Consider the following 14,835-nt stretch of genomic DNA (forward strand, 5'->3'; position numbering starts at 1 on the left):
CTTTTACAACCGCCAACGACGCCACTCTCGGCTAGGTAATTTGGCACCGGCGGTGTTTGCAGAAAAATTCAGCAGGCAATTGGTCTGCATTTGAAGTGGGTGTGTCTACGGTTGTCAGGACAGGTCACTATCCAATCTATGGTGGAACATGTATCCCTACAAGTTGTACGAGTAATCAACCATGGATGAATGTGGACAGACGTTCATCTGCGTACTGGCAATAAGTAATTAAGTCTTTATCCCCCCCTGTGCCTGAATAAGGCCAGGGGGTTTTGTTTTTAACTCTTTTGGCGCTGAAGACGGTAAGGTGAGCGCGACAAGTGTGTACAACGCATGAGGTTTTGAGCTGTACATGAACCTGTTCACAACCGCGCAATACGACCGTTACTGGCTGGTGTATGGCGCAGTCAGCCACCCTCGTGGTTTGTAACGCTTGGTTCTTCGCGGAAAACTGCCTCATAAAAGTCAATCACAGCACGTATCTTTGCCGAATTGCGAGAGTTTTGGGTGAATACGGCGTGAATCGGAGTTTCAGCAATCGCATAATCTTCTAGCAGCAAGCAGAGGCGCCCAGCTTGAACATCTGCGCCCACCATCCAGGCAGACACCTGTGCGATGCCCAGCCCACCAAGTACGGCTTGGCGTACAGCTTCTGGGCTATTGGTTTGAAAGTGTCCGGCGATCCGTACCTGTATTGGCCGTGGTCGGTTTGTTTTGGTGGTTGATCCACCAGGTGTACTGGGAAAGTAAGTCCAGCTACGAGTAGAGTTTGGTTGGTCGAAGAAAATGCATTCATGCTCGGCGAGTTCTGCCGGTGTTCGCGGTATGCCGAATTTGTGCAGATAGCCTGGTGTTGCCACTGTGACCCGCTTGCTTGATCCAAGGCGGCGTGCGAGTAACGCACTGTCTTTGAGATTACCCAGTCGGAATGCGATATCGATATTTTCTTCCACCAGGTCGACCAGTCTGTCATTGAGCTGCAAATCGACCTGCAGCTGTGGATAGCGCGCCATCAGCGTCGGTAGATGTGGAAGGATTTGCAAGCGAGCGAAGGCTTGCGATGCTGATAGACGCACCAATCCCGATACTACGCTGCGTGTCTGGCCGAAATTCTCCTCGGCACGGGCCAACGCATCGACGACCTCCTTGATCTCACTGTAATACTGCTGGCCTTCCAGGCTAAGTCGTACGCCCTGTGCGGCCCGTACAAAAAGCTTACCGCCCAGATGGGTTTCCAATGCGGCCACCATCTTGCTGATGTTTGGCTGTGTGGTATCGAATTCGCGTGCCACGGCCGAGAAGCTGCCACGTTCTACACATCGCACAAAAACCCGCATTACCTTCAGTTCGTTCATAGCACCTTATTCCATAACGAATTGGAATAGGGCTAATTCTAGTTTCAGCAGTTCTCGTAATGCCAAATGAATCGCAAACTGGTACCCGTCAAATCAATTCGGGAGTACGACATGAATCACCCCAGAACACGGCTGGCGGGCACCATTGCAGTAATGCTTTTGATGGGTACGGCTATTGCGGCGCCGAATACTTTGCCACTTGTTAAAGATGGTTTAAGTGAACCGGTAAAAGCTTGGAGTAGTGCAGTTGAATCGGGCGATACCGCAGCACTTGCCCGAATGAACCCAGCATCTACCGTGGTTTTTGCACCAGATCAAATGGTAGTGCGTGGTACGCAGAACATCATCGTGGGGTATAGCGGCATGTTCAAGAAATACAAAACCCGTGTTGCGATCAGCGATGCCCATTACATCGAGTCGGACAATCTGGTGCATTCATGGGGGCTTTACAACCTGCGCCTGGAACCGCTTGCCGGTGGTGAGCCGGTACTGGTTAACGGGCGTTTCTCGGATATAGCCACGCGTGTGAATGGCGAGTGGCAGTACATCGTTGACCATGCTTCATTACCTACAAGCAAGTAAACCTATTCACGTTATTGGAGAGCTTCCCATGAGTACTTTGTTTGATCCGTTGCAAGTTGGTGACCTTAAACTACCTAATCGCATCATTATGGCCCCGCTGACACGTACCCGCGCCAGTGGTAGCGGCCGAGTGCCCAATTCGTTGATGCGTGAGTACTACATGCAGCGCGCCAGTGCAGGATTGATCATTTCAGAGGCAACTGCTGTGTCGCCGATGGGTGTTGGCTATCCACGTACGCCTGGTATCTGGTCTGAGGAACAAGTCCAAGGTTGGAAGTCAATTACTCAGGGTGTACACCAGGCAGGTGGCCGTATTGTGCTGCAACTATGGCATGTGGGGCGCATTTCCAGCCCGGACTATTTGAATGGCCGTCTGCCGTTGGCCCCAAGTCCAATTGCGGCGAGTGGCCAAGTCAGCCTGCTTCGTCCGTCGCAGGACTATGTCGTGCCGCATGCGCTAGAAATTCATGAGATTAAAGAGATTGTCGAGCAATTCCGCCAAGGCGCGATCAATGCTCAGCGTGCTGGTTTTGATGGTGTGGAGATACATGGTGCCAATGGCTACTTGTTGGACCAGTTCCTACAGGACGGCAGTAACCATCGCACGGATGAATACGGTGGTTCGATTGAAAACCGTGCGCGTCTGTTATTGGAAGTGACCGATGCAGCTATTTCGGTCTGGGGAGCTGGGCGGGTTGGTATGCATCTGGCGCCACGTTCAGATGTATTGGATATGGGAGACTCCGATCGGCCCGCAACTTTTGGGTATGTTGCACGCGAATTGGGCAAGCGAAAGATCGCTTTTATCTGTGCACGTGAGTCGCAAGAGTCCGGTCGTCTTGGCCCTGAACTCAAGCGCATATTTGGTGGCGTCTACATTGCTAACGAAGGGCTAACGGAAACGTCGGCATCCAAGCTGCTCGCTAGTGGCGAGGCGGATGCAGCAGCGTTTGGTAAGTTGTTCATCGCCAATCCTGATCTGCCGGCTCGTCTGCAAATTGGGGCGCCGTTGAACGAAGGTGATGATAAGACCTTCTACAGCGAGGGGCCTGTTGGTTACACCGACTACCCGACACTTGCTCGTGAGCCGGCGTTGGTGGGTTAAGCAGCTGGTAAGGTTTGTATTGAATCTTTTTCAGCAGAGAGTGGTTTTTAGAGTACGTCTATCTTCAGGTGTTTTGATAAATCCAGGCTTGTGATCACCATCATAAGCCTGGATTTAACTATATATAATTAGTTGGCAGCACTTAAGTTGCTGAATACCTTGTTGAATTCAACATATAACAGATCATCTGACTGATCGGTTGGATATGAAAATGAATCAGCAAGATGCAAGTATGGACCTTGATCAGCCGTTGGTAATAGGCAGTGCGCTGGAAAATGACAGGCTCTCCAGATATTCATTTGCGGAGTCTGCGGTTTACGCGCTAAAGGCAATTTCTCCAACGGGCGGGTTTGTTTTGTCTGTCGAAGGGGCATGGGGCAGCGGTAAGACATCTTCTCTTGCAATGATTGAAGATTTATTGCTTCAGCAGAATGAGACAGACGACGTTAAATTGCCAATCGTTGTTCACTTCAATCCCTGGCTGGTTGGTGATCGAGATGCGCTACTAAGAAATTTTCTGGCACGTATTGCCCAGGCACTCAAATTACATGACCCTGCCGATGGTGCTAGGAAAGTTGCCAGAGAAATCAGGGCTTATGCCAAAGCGTTTGATGTTGTGAAGCTGATACCTGGTGCGGAACCATGGGCATCGATAGTTAAATCTGTCTTCGAGACGGTGGGTCACGCAACGGATTCTATTACAGAGTACAAGACGCCGAATCTGGAAGAGCATAAACAACGTGTAAAGGATGCACTGTTTGAATACCCAAGGCCCATCATTGTTTTTATCGATGACATTGATCGCCTATTCCCGCCAGAAGTCTTTGAGATGGTCCGAATTGTCAAAGCTGTCGGCGAGCTGCCCAATGTTGGGTATGTATTAGCCTGGGACCCTACTTACGTTAGCGAGTCACTTAAGAGTCTTAAAGTGGCACATCCAGAAATGTATCTGGATAAGGTGGTGCAGGCTCGAATACCACTGCCCACACTCTCTCGCTCGTCCAGGCAAACACTCTTCAAGAATGCATTGGAAAAACTGCATCCCGATGCGCGGACATCCTATTTCAAGGGGGATGAAGATCGTCTGTTTAATCTCTATTTCTCGGGGTTGCGGGAATTACTTGAGCAACCACGTGATGTGATTCGGCTATTTAATACCGTGCACATCATAGAACCTTCCCTTCGAGGGGAAGTTGTGTTGGCAGACATTGTAGGATTGGCTGCATTAATGACAAAAGCAGCCCCTTTGTTTGAATTGATAAGTAAGAAGCCACATTATTTTGTCGGGCCGATTTCCAAGGACCAGATATTAAAAGATAAGGCACAGGAAATAATCAGAGCCGGTACAGCAGAGCGTGAAGCTGCCCTGGAAGCCTGTTCTTCCCCTATCGATGCCAAACACGTTGTCCACTTTTTATTCCCTCTGGTGGCAAAGTGTGACAATGCTGTCGCTAAGGACAGCTTGCCGGAAATTGGAGGGTGTATAGCAAACCCAAGTCGGTTACTGGTTGCACTCCAACGTGGTTTCAGCTCCTCCGACATTAGTTTTGAGTCGGTAAGAAAATTACTATTGGAACCGGCCAAACGTAATGAGGTACTCAACTCTTTATCTGAAGAGAACTGTATGGAATTTATGGAATTCCTTGGCGATACAGTGAGAACCTTCAGCGAGAAAGGTATTTCAGATGTGGAAAATCTATGTCTGGCACTTGGCGCATTAACAGATAAAAAGCCTTTTATTAAGCACTCTTCCAGCGTAACGAACGATCATAAGTTTAATTTTGAGAACATGACACTGAGGACCATTCGAGAGCTGGTAAATACAGTAGAGCTTCGTCGAAGAATGGAAATAGCCAGGAAGTTAGTTGAGTGTGAAAGCGCACTCTTCATTGCAACGGTGATAATTCGGGAAGGTTTCCAGCCTAAATCCTCAAACCATATTTACCCACTGATATTGCCGGTGGAAAGTAAGAAGGAAATATTCCAGACTTACTTGAATAATATACTGAAAGCTTCGCGAAATAATTCCCTATTCTGTACTGCCAATCCCAGGACTATTCTGCAGGCCATTCCTTGGTTGATGTTGGAAAGATGCAAAGAGGTTTTTTCTGCACTGAGGGAAGGGGACCCCACCTTGGATAACTTTGCACTGGCGATTTTGCAGTATGGCAATGATACCCATAAGGGTTTGATTTATGGTCTACCCGACCCGGCTGGTAGGTTATCTGCCTACTGCACGTGGGAGGACCTAAGAGCACATGCAAAGTTAAGGCTGGCAGACAAGAATCTTGCCTCTCAGGTATTCATTGCCTGGCGGAGTGTGGTGGAAGGTAAGTATCTCTATGCCGCAGATGGAACTGAGGCCGACGCAGGCAATACATAGAGCCTGCCTGATGCAGTCCTTTTACGAAGATTTTTTGCTGTACAAGGGAAGCAAAACCTAAGAAACAGTATGGCGACGTCCCCTCCGTCGTCCAGGTAACACAAGCTTTGTAAGCAAACTATGGTGATAGGTAGTTGTGTTGGTGTTCACTGAGGTTTGGTATCGCGGTCTGAGCAATTCTTTTCACTGAGCTTGTCGGGGGTTTCCATGAAATTCTTCAATGATCTACGGATCTTCGTTCGCTTGGCCATTGCGTTCTTTTTACTTCTGGTTCTTACTGGTGCAGTGGGTGGAGTAGCCCTGATGAAACTGGGCACAGTTACCGATGCATTGGGGCAGGTGGGAGACAAATGGTTGCCCAGTGTTCAAGAAATTCTGATGTTACGCACTCATGTATTGGACCATCGCCTTCGTGAGACGCAGTACATCATCGCGAAGCCGGAAAACAAACAGAAATTCCTGGATCTCAAGCAGAAGGAATTGGAGAGTTTTCGCGAAGTTGCAAGGCACTATGAGACTTTGATCGAATCACCTGATACCCGTCGGGTCTACACCGAGTTCCGCGAAAAGTTTGATGCTTACCTTAAGGTAAGCGATCAGATCGTTGCTTTGGCCAAGGAAGGAAAAATGGAGGAGGCAGCTACGCTATCACTAGGGGATGGCCTTGCTGCATTTCGTGTTGCGCTGCCACTGTTGGAAAAATTGGTTGACGACAGCACAAGTGGTAGCAAAGCCGCTCGTGCGGATGCAGATACTGCGGCAACCGCCGCACGCTCCAATGTGAGTGTGATGTTGGTGGTAGCGCTGGTACTCGGTGCGTTGTTTGGCATTGTGATTACCCGCAGCATTATCGACCCGATAAACAGCTCAATCAGGATAGCCAACCGTATTGCTGATGGTGACTTAACAGGGGATATTCAGGGGAACGATCACAACGAAATGGGGCAGATGCTCAGTGCACTGGCAACCATGCAAAACTCGCTAAGCAAGACTATCGGCATTATGCGCCAGCATGCAGAGTCGTTGACTCAGTCGGCCAACGAGATGGCTGCAACCTCTACCCAGGTATCCAATGATTCCGCTGCGCAAAGCGAGGCGGCATCAAGCATGGCAGCGGCAGTGGAGGAGTTGACAGTCAGCATTACGCAAGTCAAAGACAATGCAGGTGATGCGCGGCAGTCTTCTGTCCGGGCTGAGTCGTTGTCCAATGAGGGGGCTTCGGTGATCCGAGGAGCAGAAAAGGAAATCCTTGGCGTAGCTGAGGAGATTCGTATTACTTCAAAGGTCATCGCCGAACTCGGTGAGGAGTCGCAACGTATTTCCAGCATTGTGTCGGTGATTCATGATGTTGCAGACCAGACCAATCTGTTGGCTTTGAATGCCGCTATCGAGGCAGCTCGGGCCGGGGAGCAAGGGCGCGGTTTTGCAGTTGTGGCAGATGAGGTTCGTAAGTTGGCGGAACGTACCAGCGGTGCCACGCGTGAGATCGTGGACATGATCCAACGTATTCAGCAGTGCTCCAAGGATTCAGTCAGCGGGATGGACCGTGCTGTCAGCAGGGTAGAGGAAAGTGTTCAACTGGCCGGCAGCGCAGGCACAGCGATAGAAGGCATAGCCAGCAGCGCTGTAGAGGCAGAACACGCTGTCAGTGTGATTGCATCCGCTTTGCAGGAGCAAAGCACAGTGAGCACACAAATCGCTAGTAATGTGGAACGTATTGCACAAATGGCCGAGGAAAACAGCAGCGCAGCCAAGGTTTCCGCAGGGTCTGCCCAGTTGTTGAGCCGGTTGGCTGAAGAAATGCGCAAGGAAGTTGCGCGTTTTCGTTTGCGTACCGGTTGAGTTGAAACCGTTATTGGTGGGGCAAGTACACCACACGCCCCACCACAGCTATTTGATAGCTATTTGATATAGCAACTTGAACGGGTTTTTAGTGACTAGTCATTCGCCTTGACGCTTTGTCCGATCTTCCCTTCAGTACCTGCCAGCAGATTGATAAGGTTACGTTTGTGTCGCTGGATCAATAGGGCGGCAATCGCCAAAACAGCGCCGAAAATAGCGGGACGATTGGGTACCAGGAAGTGACACAGCAGCGGCGCGGAGATCGCTGCAACGATAGCTGCCAATGAAGACAATCTGGTAGCAAGGGCTACCAATAGCCAGACTACCAATACCGCCAAGCCCAGCTTCCAGTCCAGCATAAGCAAAACGCCCGCAGCGGTTGCTACGCCTTTGCCGCCTTGAAACCGAAAGAAGATGGGCCACATGTGGCCGACGATGACGGCAATAGCTACCGCGGCAATCCATTCATCTGCGAACCCTAGTTGCTGGACTGTGGCGACAGCCAGTACGCCTTTCAGTGTGTCACCCAGCAGGGTAAACAGAGCGGCTTTCTTTTTACCCGAACGCAAAACATTGGTTGCACCAGGATTGCCCGAACCATAACTACGTGGGTCGGCCATTCTCATCGTTCTACTGACAATGATGGCAAATGAAATAGAACCAATGAGATAGGCAGCAATGACTAGAACAATTGGGAGCACAGCGGGCGGCATCAGGCGATTTCCTCTACAATGGGCGCCCCGGATTCTAAGCCGGATGCGGTCTTCGGCGATAGCAAGCAAGCGCTGGGGTCGCTTCCGCATTCACCATGGATATTATTTATTTACACGGCGTAAAGGCCAGGACCTTGATCGGTGTTTACGATTGGGAACGTGTTGCTCCCCAAGTTGTGGAGATTGACCTTGAGCTTGGTATTCCCAGCGCCCGTGCCTGTCAGACTGATAACCTGGCAGATACAATCAACTACGCTGATGTCGTCGACCGCCTGCGTGCAGTGCTTGCCGAACAGCATTTCTTGCTGTTAGAGCGTTTGGCTGAATATATTGCGCAAGACCTGATGGGGGCTTTTTCCACCCCGTGGATACGGGTATCCGTGACCAAGCTGGGTATCCTGCATGAGGTGGGGCGCGTTGGGGTGACGGTAGAGCGTGGCCACCGCGGTGGTTAGCACCACATGAGCTTGTTACAAGACTGTGATCAATAAAAAAGCGGCTTAAGCGCCGCTTTTTTATTGGGGTATGAGTAGTTTGTTCAATATCCGTTACGAGTAGCTGTTGAGCAGCACAAGTACAGATCGTGAACAGATCTTAGATTGTGCTCATTCATTCCTTCTCAAACCACGCCATCGATTCGACATGGCCAGTATGAGGGAACATGTTGACGACCCCTGCGGTTTTTAGGGTGTAGCCCTTCACATTGACCAATACATTGGCGTCACGCGCCAGGGTAGCGGGGTTGCAGCTGACATAGACGATACGCTTGGGGCCGTTTTCCACCGGAATCGACTTGCATACTTCCATCGCGCCATCACGTGGCGGGTCGATCAGCATGCGGTCGAAATGGCCCAAGCCGGTCATGATCTCCGGGGTCATCTCAAACAGATTGGCAACCGAGAATGTCGTCTTGGTTGCCAGACCATTTTTGGCAGCATTCTCGATGGCACGCTCGACCAACGGCTGACTGCCTTCGATACCAACCACTTCAGCACCCAGCCGTGCAATAGGCAGGGTGAAGTTACCCAAACCGCAGAACAGGTCTGCAATGCGTTCACCGGGTTGTGGGTCGAGCAGGCGGATGGCACGGCCGACCAATACACGATTGATATGTGGGTTGACCTGGGTGAATTCAGTCGGTTTGTAGGGCATGACAATGCCGAACTCAGGCAGGCTGTAACTGAGCTGTGGTGCATCTAGCGGGTAGAAAGGGTAGGCCGTATCCGGCCCTTTGGGCTGCAACCAGAACTGTACGGTGTGCTGGTCTGCAAAGGCTTTGACCAATGTTTCATCGGCAGGCGTTAGTGGTTCCATGATACGCAGTACCAGCACATCAACATGCTCGCCAAGGGCCAGCTCGATCTGCGGCATCCGTTCGCGAATAGATAGTTGCATTACCAGTTCACGCAGTGGTACCAGAAGGTCAGAGATTTTTTTCGGCAGAATCTCACAGGATTTCATGTCTGCGATAAAGCTGGAGCGCTTTTCATGAAAGCCGACAAGCACCGTACCCTTCTTGGCGACGTAACGCGCTGAAAGGCGTGCCCGGTGACGATAACCCCAGGTAGGGCCATAGATCGGCGTAAGCAGGGTTTGGGGTTTTACTTCACCGATACGGATCAGATTTTCCTCCATGACACGTTGCTTGGCGGCGACCTGTGCGCTGGCCTCAGCATGTTGCAGTGAACACCCGCCACAAACGCCGAAATGAACGCATTTAGGTGTAGTGCGCATAAAGCTCTCGCTTAGCACAGTGGTAACCTGAGCGTTTTCGAAGGTGGGTTTCTTGCGGTAGCTGGAGTATTCGACTGTCTCGAAGGGAAGTGCACCATCGAGAAAAATAGTCTTACCGTCAACATGGGCGACGCCATGGCCCTCGTAATCAAGTGATTCAACGGTGGCTACGGGATTACGACGGGGTTCGGTCATGGCAGAGAAAGCGGGAAGCGAAGAAAAGCCGGCAATTATAAGCGCTTGAGACTATGTGAGAAAACGCAAAAAACGAGGCCGACACGATGAAGTGTCGGCCTGTAAGTCAGGCGGCGTCAAACCGCCTTCGAGGGAGTTGCTGCTCTGGAGAGACTGAATCCTGTTATAGCGGGCAGGCCCGTGATTACAAGGTAAGCGAGGGCCGTCTGTCGTTTGCCTAACGGTCATCACTGCAGTGCACGCATCTGCTGGCGCACTGATTGCATTGCTTGCAATTGAATAGCCGGCTGTCGCCCGGAAAGTGATCTCTGTCGCGTGGGTTCGGTCAGCTATTGAAGTTTATTCAGAATAAACCGATATTCAGGTCGTAAGCCGATTGATCAGAATGCGCCAACGGCGCAGAAGGGATGCAAGATGATCACCGTCTTCGAAATGGCCACGGGCCAAGAGGAAGTAGCGGCAACCCATGAAGTTGAAGGGAGGCAGTCTTCCTATCCAATGAGCACTCCCCCCATTCAGTTGCGTTTGCTTACGCTGGATGAGGCGATGGCAGCCGAGCAACGCAGTGCTAATCCCAACTATCTACTGATTCAACCCATGGAACACTAGTGGGCGTTATATAGCCGGCCCTCTTAGGAGCCGGTTATATCTTTCGGGCAGGTAAATCCTGCTTGCAAACTCCTTGAGCAACGCCTAGCTTGCGTGGACGGAGTATTTCCTTCCGCAATTGCAGCTTCCCTTAAGGAGGAAGATTGATGAAAGCTTTATTCGCTAGTGTGCTCGCAGCCCTGGCCCTTGCTGTTCTGCCTGCAATGGCAGTCGTCGATATCAATAAAGGTACTGCTGCTGAATTGGAGGCATTGCCTGGAATCGGCCCTAAGAAGGCTCAAGCCATAGTTGATTACCGTAGCAAGAATGGCCCTTTTAAGACTGTCGAGGATATGGAGAAAGTCAAAGGGATTGGTAAGGCGACTGTCGAGAAACTACGTAAGGACATTACGGTTGGCGGTGCTCCAAGTAAGCCTGCACCAGCACCTACAGCAGCGTCAAAGCCAGCTTCAGCATCACCACCTAAAAAGCCATAGTTATTCGTAGCTTTTTTAACGATTAAGAACCTGATTAAAACAAGGCCTCGCATATTTGCGAGGCCTTGTTTCTTATACTGTGCCTGCCTGCCTGCCTGCCTGCCTGCCTGCCTGCCTGCCTGCCTGCCTGCCTGCCGGTGCGGTGATTGCATCTGTATTTCTGTATTTGGCCAATGCTAATTGACCCTGTCGCCATATTTGATCGAGACCAAGGCGCCGTTCTCAAAGCGCAAAATAGTCAGAAACTGCCCAGGACCGGGATTGTAGGTCCATTCATCCACAGGTTGGCAAGCCAGCGTTCCCTCCTTAGGTTTGCAATAGCTATCACGTGCTATTGGCTCACCACACTTTTGTACGACGCTGGCTTTATTGTCTCCTACCTGGGCGCTATCGCCATTACAGCGCAGAAATTCAGCGTGGGCTTGTAAACCCATGCTGATAAGCATTAGCGCAAAGACTCTGCACACAAATTTGTTACGTAACATCGTTTCTTTCCTTTTTATCAAACCAAATCCGTTTTCCATAAGGTTGATCCACCATGTGGACCAAGGATCAATTCCGTACGCGGCTCTGTCTGCAGCACAGGTTTAACTAGGGGCTGAGAGCGGTAGAGAATTCCCATGTTGAATGGGGCGAAGCCTATCGATACCGCGGTGAACCACAGATGAACGAAAGTAAGAGGTCGGATAAGTTCAGCTTTGGCATGATTTTCCAACGTAATTTTTCTGGCGAATTTGCCGGCTTATGAAGCCCATATTACGGCACAACATGGTGTGCCTAATGCGCAACAAATATATACAGTTTGTTGTAAAAAGATTCTTAGTAATTGCTAATAACCTGTACCTGTCAGTAAGCTGAATCAGCTTCTTGAGTGGCCGTTTCGGCAACGAAGTGGCTGCTAAGCAAGGGCGCGTCTGATCGGCGCATCAGGATGGCAAATGGTTGATGCCTATACCAATACACAGCCAATGCCATCAAATTTGGACTTACTGTTGGGGAGATCACTCGATGAGGATCAAACAGCTTGCTTATGCAATAGGAATGATCGGTCTTGCTGGTTCTATGGGTACTGCCAGTGCGGCCGATGATGTACAAAAGGCTGACAAGATTGAGATCACGGGTTCGAGTATCAAACGGATTGTAAAAGAGGGCGCTTTACCAGTTCAGACGTTAAAGCGCGAAGATATCACTCGTACTGGCGCAACATCAGTTGCAGAACTGATGCAAGCGATGCCCGCAATGCAAGGGTTTACCGCATCCGCTGATTCTGTAGGTGGCGGTGGTGGGGGCTTGATTACAGCATCGCTGCATAACATCGGTGAAAAATATACGTTGGTGCTATTGAATGGCCGGCGTATTGCCCCTGCAGACAGCGGCGGGACAGTAAACCTTGCTTCCATTCCGTTAAGTGCGGTAGAGCGGGTGGAAATACTCACAGATGGTGCATCGGCATTGTACGGATCTGATGCGATTGCAGGCGTCGTCAACTTCATACTCAAGAGGAACCAGCAAGGGGTAGATCTGGAAGCGCGCTACACCAGGCCGCAGCACCCAGGTGGTAAGAATTGGAGCGCGGGTTTCACTGCAGGCTTTGGCGATTTGTCCAACGATGGTTTCAATGCCATGGTGTCGTACTCGCATGATTCACAAGATTTCCTGCGCGCCAAAGACCGGGATATTTCCAAGACAGGCATTATCCCATTTGGCTACAAAGGCCAGAGCCTGCTGTTTTTCAATGGGTCGCCACGCGGTATTCCTGGCAATGTGGAAGTCAATTACAAGGATGCAGCAGGACTTGACCAAGTCTATTCATTCAATCCTTACTACTCTGCTAATCAAGCCTGTCCTCCAGATCATCAGCGGATGGAAGTTTCACCAGGCCAATACAATTGCTATTTTGACTACGCCTCGACGGTGCAGATCATGCCCGAGAGTGAGCGTAACAGCATTTTCGCCACGGGCCGGTTGAAGATTGGTGAAGGCTGGACGTTGTTCTCTGACGTGGCGTTCTCAAAATATGAGATGAAGACGAAAATTGCAGCACAGACTGCAAATGTGCCGATTTCCATTGATACCAGCTCCCCTACAACGTTTTACAACACTTATATCCTGCCTTATCTGCCGGCTGCAGCCACTGCGCCGGGTGCCTCAATTGTGGACGCTGCTGCCGCATACCGTGTTCTTGATTTAGGTGGCCGCGCTTCTAAATACAGCAATGAGTCCAAGCATCTGGTGTTGGGGGCTGAGGGTGATTTGGGAAGTTGGAGTCTGAAGGGGGCCGGAACGATTGCTGAGAATACGCTGAGCGAGGACAGAATAGGTGGGTATGTCTTGCAACAGCCATTTGTTGCCGCTGTTCGATCTGGATTGGTGAACCCATTTGTTGGCCCTGGCCAGCAGACGCCGGCAGCGATGGCTTTGCTGAACCAAGCCTTGTACTTTGGGCCACTCTCTAAGGACAAGGTCAAATACAAAGGGATCGAAGGAAGTGGTTCGACTGAGCTCATGGAGTTGCCCGGCGGGCAGGCGATGGTCGCAATCGGCGGTGACTTCCGGGACTATTCCTTCACAACTACCAGAGATCCGGCCTCTAACGGCAAAATCCTGAATGAGCTGGCTCAGCCTGATTACAACCTGACCCGTCAAGCCATGGGAATTTTCGGCGAACTGGCATTGCCAGTGTTGGATAAGCTGGAGCTGAGCCTTTCTACACGCTATGACAAGATTGAAAGCGTCAAGGACAAGCTGTTGGGTGTAAACGTAGGTAACAGTAACTCCAAAGCCACTTATAAGATTAGTGGCCGTTACCAACCTACAAAGTCTGCATTGCTACGTGCTTCTTACGGCACTGGCTTCCGAGCGCCATCGATGCTGGATATAGCTCGGCCATTCAGTGACTTTGGCGTGAGTGCAGGCACATACAACTGTCCGAATTTCCCTGCTGGTGACATTCTCACGACTTACTGTAAACCTGGTAAGCAACAGGCCGAAGTCTTCAAGCAAGGGGAGGCAACACTGAAGCCAGAGAAATCTGAGCAGTGGTCGGTCGGTTTCCGCCTTGAACCCTCGAGCTCGTTCGGGTTTGGTATGGATATGTGGGACGTATCAATTACCGATGCGGTCAGGGAGATCGATGAATCGGTTATCTTTGATGATCCTTTGACGTATCACGATCGATTCACTTTTAAGACCAACACAGCTACCGGCCGTAAGGATCTCGCTATCGTCCTAAAGGCGGAGAATATCGGTAAGTTGCATAACCGGGGTATTGACTGGGACGCGGTAGGTCGTTTCAGAGTGATGTCTGCACGGGTGACGACCAATTTTACAGGTACCTACTTGTTGAAGTCTGAGTACACCAGACCAGGTTCGCAGGCATATGAGTCTAGCCTTGGCCAGTATGGATCTGATGACAAGGTTGCTTTCCGGACCCTTGCTAATCTGGTGACAACGGTTGAGTTGGGGGATTTCAGCAATTCGATGACGGTTAAATACAAGTCTGGTTATAAGGACAAGACCTATTCGGTAGCTGATTGCAGCGTTACTACGCCGGATCTGGCTACCTGTATGCCTTACGATGGAACGGTGTCCAGCTATACAACGGTGGATGTACAAACCCGTTATATGGTGAGAAAAGGATTTACGTTGACGGGTGGTATCACCAATCTGTTTGATCGCGATCCACCGCGCTCACTACGTAATACCGGTTCACATCAGCTTGGGTATGACCCACGTTATGCAGATGCAATCGGTCGGTCGTTCTATGTGAGCGGCAACTACAAATTCTGATTCGGCGTATTGAAGTCAGAATGGTTGTGTGCTGTTGAAAGCCGCCCTGAGG

12 protein-coding genes are annotated in these 14,835 nt (G+C 50.5%); 8 read left to right on the top strand and 4 right to left on the bottom strand.

Annotation, left to right across the window (positions count from 1 at the left end; all coding sequences use genetic code 11):
- Positions 1–407: 407 nt before the first annotated feature.
- A complete protein-coding gene (locus ACUHMQ_RS15145) occupies positions 408–1,355 on the bottom strand; it encodes a LysR family transcriptional regulator (RefSeq protein WP_445296300.1) in 948 nt (315 codons plus the stop codon).
- 111 nt (positions 1,356–1,466) lie between these two features.
- On the opposite strand from ACUHMQ_RS15145, the gene ACUHMQ_RS15150 reads away from it, so the two are divergent.
- The 4 genes from ACUHMQ_RS15150 to ACUHMQ_RS15165 all read left to right on the top strand — a co-directional run bounded on the left by ACUHMQ_RS15150 (position 1,467) and on the right by ACUHMQ_RS15165 (position 7,267).
- On the top strand, positions 1,467–1,937 hold the full coding sequence (locus ACUHMQ_RS15150) for a YybH family protein (RefSeq protein ID WP_445296301.1): 471 nt from the start codon (positions 1,467–1,469) through the stop codon (positions 1,935–1,937).
- A gap of 28 nt (positions 1,938–1,965) precedes the next feature.
- A complete protein-coding gene (locus ACUHMQ_RS15155) occupies positions 1,966–3,042 on the top strand; it encodes an alkene reductase (RefSeq protein WP_445296302.1) in 1,077 nt (358 codons plus the stop codon).
- Between the two features lie 211 nt (positions 3,043–3,253).
- The gene (locus ACUHMQ_RS15160; RefSeq protein ID WP_445296303.1) at positions 3,254–5,425 is read left to right on the top strand and encodes a KAP family P-loop NTPase fold protein; all 2,172 of its coding nucleotides are present in this window, start codon (positions 3,254–3,256) and stop codon (positions 5,423–5,425) included.
- A 207-nt stretch (positions 5,426–5,632) separates the two neighbouring features.
- On the top strand, positions 5,633–7,267 hold the full coding sequence (locus ACUHMQ_RS15165; protein WP_445296304.1) for a methyl-accepting chemotaxis protein: 1,635 nt from the start codon (positions 5,633–5,635) through the stop codon (positions 7,265–7,267).
- Positions 7,268–7,362: 95 nt separating this feature from the next.
- Here ACUHMQ_RS15165 and plsY read toward each other — a convergent pair whose 3' ends face one another.
- Positions 7,363–7,980 carry a glycerol-3-phosphate 1-O-acyltransferase PlsY gene (gene plsY, locus ACUHMQ_RS15170; RefSeq protein WP_445296305.1) on the bottom strand — a complete coding sequence of 206 codons (618 nt, stop codon included), beginning with the start codon at positions 7,978–7,980 and terminating at the stop codon, positions 7,363–7,365.
- 95 nt (positions 7,981–8,075) lie between these two features.
- Between plsY and folB the strand changes: the two genes are divergently transcribed.
- Positions 8,076–8,435: a dihydroneopterin aldolase gene (gene folB, locus ACUHMQ_RS15175; protein WP_445296306.1), complete on the top strand. Its 360-nt coding sequence runs from the start codon at positions 8,076–8,078 to the stop codon at positions 8,433–8,435.
- Between the two features lie 154 nt (positions 8,436–8,589).
- Here the strand turns inward: folB and rlmD are convergent, their stop codons facing one another.
- Positions 8,590–9,909, bottom strand: coding sequence for a 23S rRNA (uracil(1939)-C(5))-methyltransferase RlmD (gene rlmD, locus ACUHMQ_RS15180; RefSeq protein ID WP_445296307.1), 1,320 nt, complete (start codon positions 9,907–9,909; stop codon positions 8,590–8,592).
- Positions 9,910–10,323: 414 nt separating this feature from the next.
- Between rlmD and ACUHMQ_RS15185 the strand changes: the two genes are divergently transcribed.
- Both ACUHMQ_RS15185 and ACUHMQ_RS15190 read left to right on the top strand, forming a co-directional pair.
- Positions 10,324–10,518, top strand: coding sequence for a hypothetical protein (locus ACUHMQ_RS15185; RefSeq protein WP_445296308.1), 195 nt, complete (start codon positions 10,324–10,326; stop codon positions 10,516–10,518).
- Positions 10,519–10,664: 146 nt separating this feature from the next.
- A complete protein-coding gene (locus ACUHMQ_RS15190; RefSeq protein ID WP_445296309.1) occupies positions 10,665–10,994 on the top strand; it encodes a ComEA family DNA-binding protein in 330 nt (109 codons plus the stop codon).
- Positions 10,995–11,170: 176 nt separating this feature from the next.
- Here the strand turns inward: ACUHMQ_RS15190 and ACUHMQ_RS15195 are convergent, their stop codons facing one another.
- Positions 11,171–11,479 carry a DUF2845 domain-containing protein gene (locus ACUHMQ_RS15195; protein WP_445296310.1) on the bottom strand — a complete coding sequence of 103 codons (309 nt, stop codon included), beginning with the start codon at positions 11,477–11,479 and terminating at the stop codon, positions 11,171–11,173.
- Between the two features lie 523 nt (positions 11,480–12,002).
- Here ACUHMQ_RS15195 and ACUHMQ_RS15200 point away from each other — a divergent pair.
- Positions 12,003–14,783 carry a TonB-dependent receptor gene (locus ACUHMQ_RS15200; protein WP_445296311.1) on the top strand — a complete coding sequence of 927 codons (2,781 nt, stop codon included), beginning with the start codon at positions 12,003–12,005 and terminating at the stop codon, positions 14,781–14,783.
- The last annotated feature ends 52 nt before the right edge of the window (positions 14,784–14,835 follow it).

The sequence above is a fragment of the Chitinimonas violaceus genome (assembly GCF_052601015.1).

What these genes read in the sequence shown, in the direction of transcription:
- ACUHMQ_RS15145 (WP_445296300.1), bottom strand. Translation starts at nt 1,355, where the DNA reads ATGAACGAACTGAAGGTAATGCGGGTTTTTGTGCGATGTGTAGAACGT.
- ACUHMQ_RS15150 (WP_445296301.1), top strand. Translation starts at nt 1,467, where the DNA reads ATGAATCACCCCAGAACACGGCTGGCGGGCACCATTGCAGTAATGCTT.
- ACUHMQ_RS15155 (WP_445296302.1), top strand. Translation starts at nt 1,966, where the DNA reads ATGAGTACTTTGTTTGATCCGTTGCAAGTTGGTGACCTTAAACTACCT.
- ACUHMQ_RS15160 (WP_445296303.1), top strand. Translation starts at nt 3,254, where the DNA reads ATGAATCAGCAAGATGCAAGTATGGACCTTGATCAGCCGTTGGTAATA.
- ACUHMQ_RS15165 (WP_445296304.1), top strand. Translation starts at nt 5,633, where the DNA reads ATGAAATTCTTCAATGATCTACGGATCTTCGTTCGCTTGGCCATTGCG.
- plsY (WP_445296305.1), bottom strand. Translation starts at nt 7,980, where the DNA reads ATGCCGCCCGCTGTGCTCCCAATTGTTCTAGTCATTGCTGCCTATCTC.
- folB (WP_445296306.1), top strand. Translation starts at nt 8,076, where the DNA reads ATGGATATTATTTATTTACACGGCGTAAAGGCCAGGACCTTGATCGGT.
- rlmD (WP_445296307.1), bottom strand. Translation starts at nt 9,909, where the DNA reads ATGACCGAACCCCGTCGTAATCCCGTAGCCACCGTTGAATCACTTGAT.
- ACUHMQ_RS15185 (WP_445296308.1), top strand. Translation starts at nt 10,324, where the DNA reads ATGATCACCGTCTTCGAAATGGCCACGGGCCAAGAGGAAGTAGCGGCA.
- ACUHMQ_RS15190 (WP_445296309.1), top strand. Translation starts at nt 10,665, where the DNA reads ATGAAAGCTTTATTCGCTAGTGTGCTCGCAGCCCTGGCCCTTGCTGTT.
- ACUHMQ_RS15195 (WP_445296310.1), bottom strand. Translation starts at nt 11,479, where the DNA reads ATGTTACGTAACAAATTTGTGTGCAGAGTCTTTGCGCTAATGCTTATC.
- ACUHMQ_RS15200 (WP_445296311.1), top strand. Translation starts at nt 12,003, where the DNA reads ATGAGGATCAAACAGCTTGCTTATGCAATAGGAATGATCGGTCTTGCT.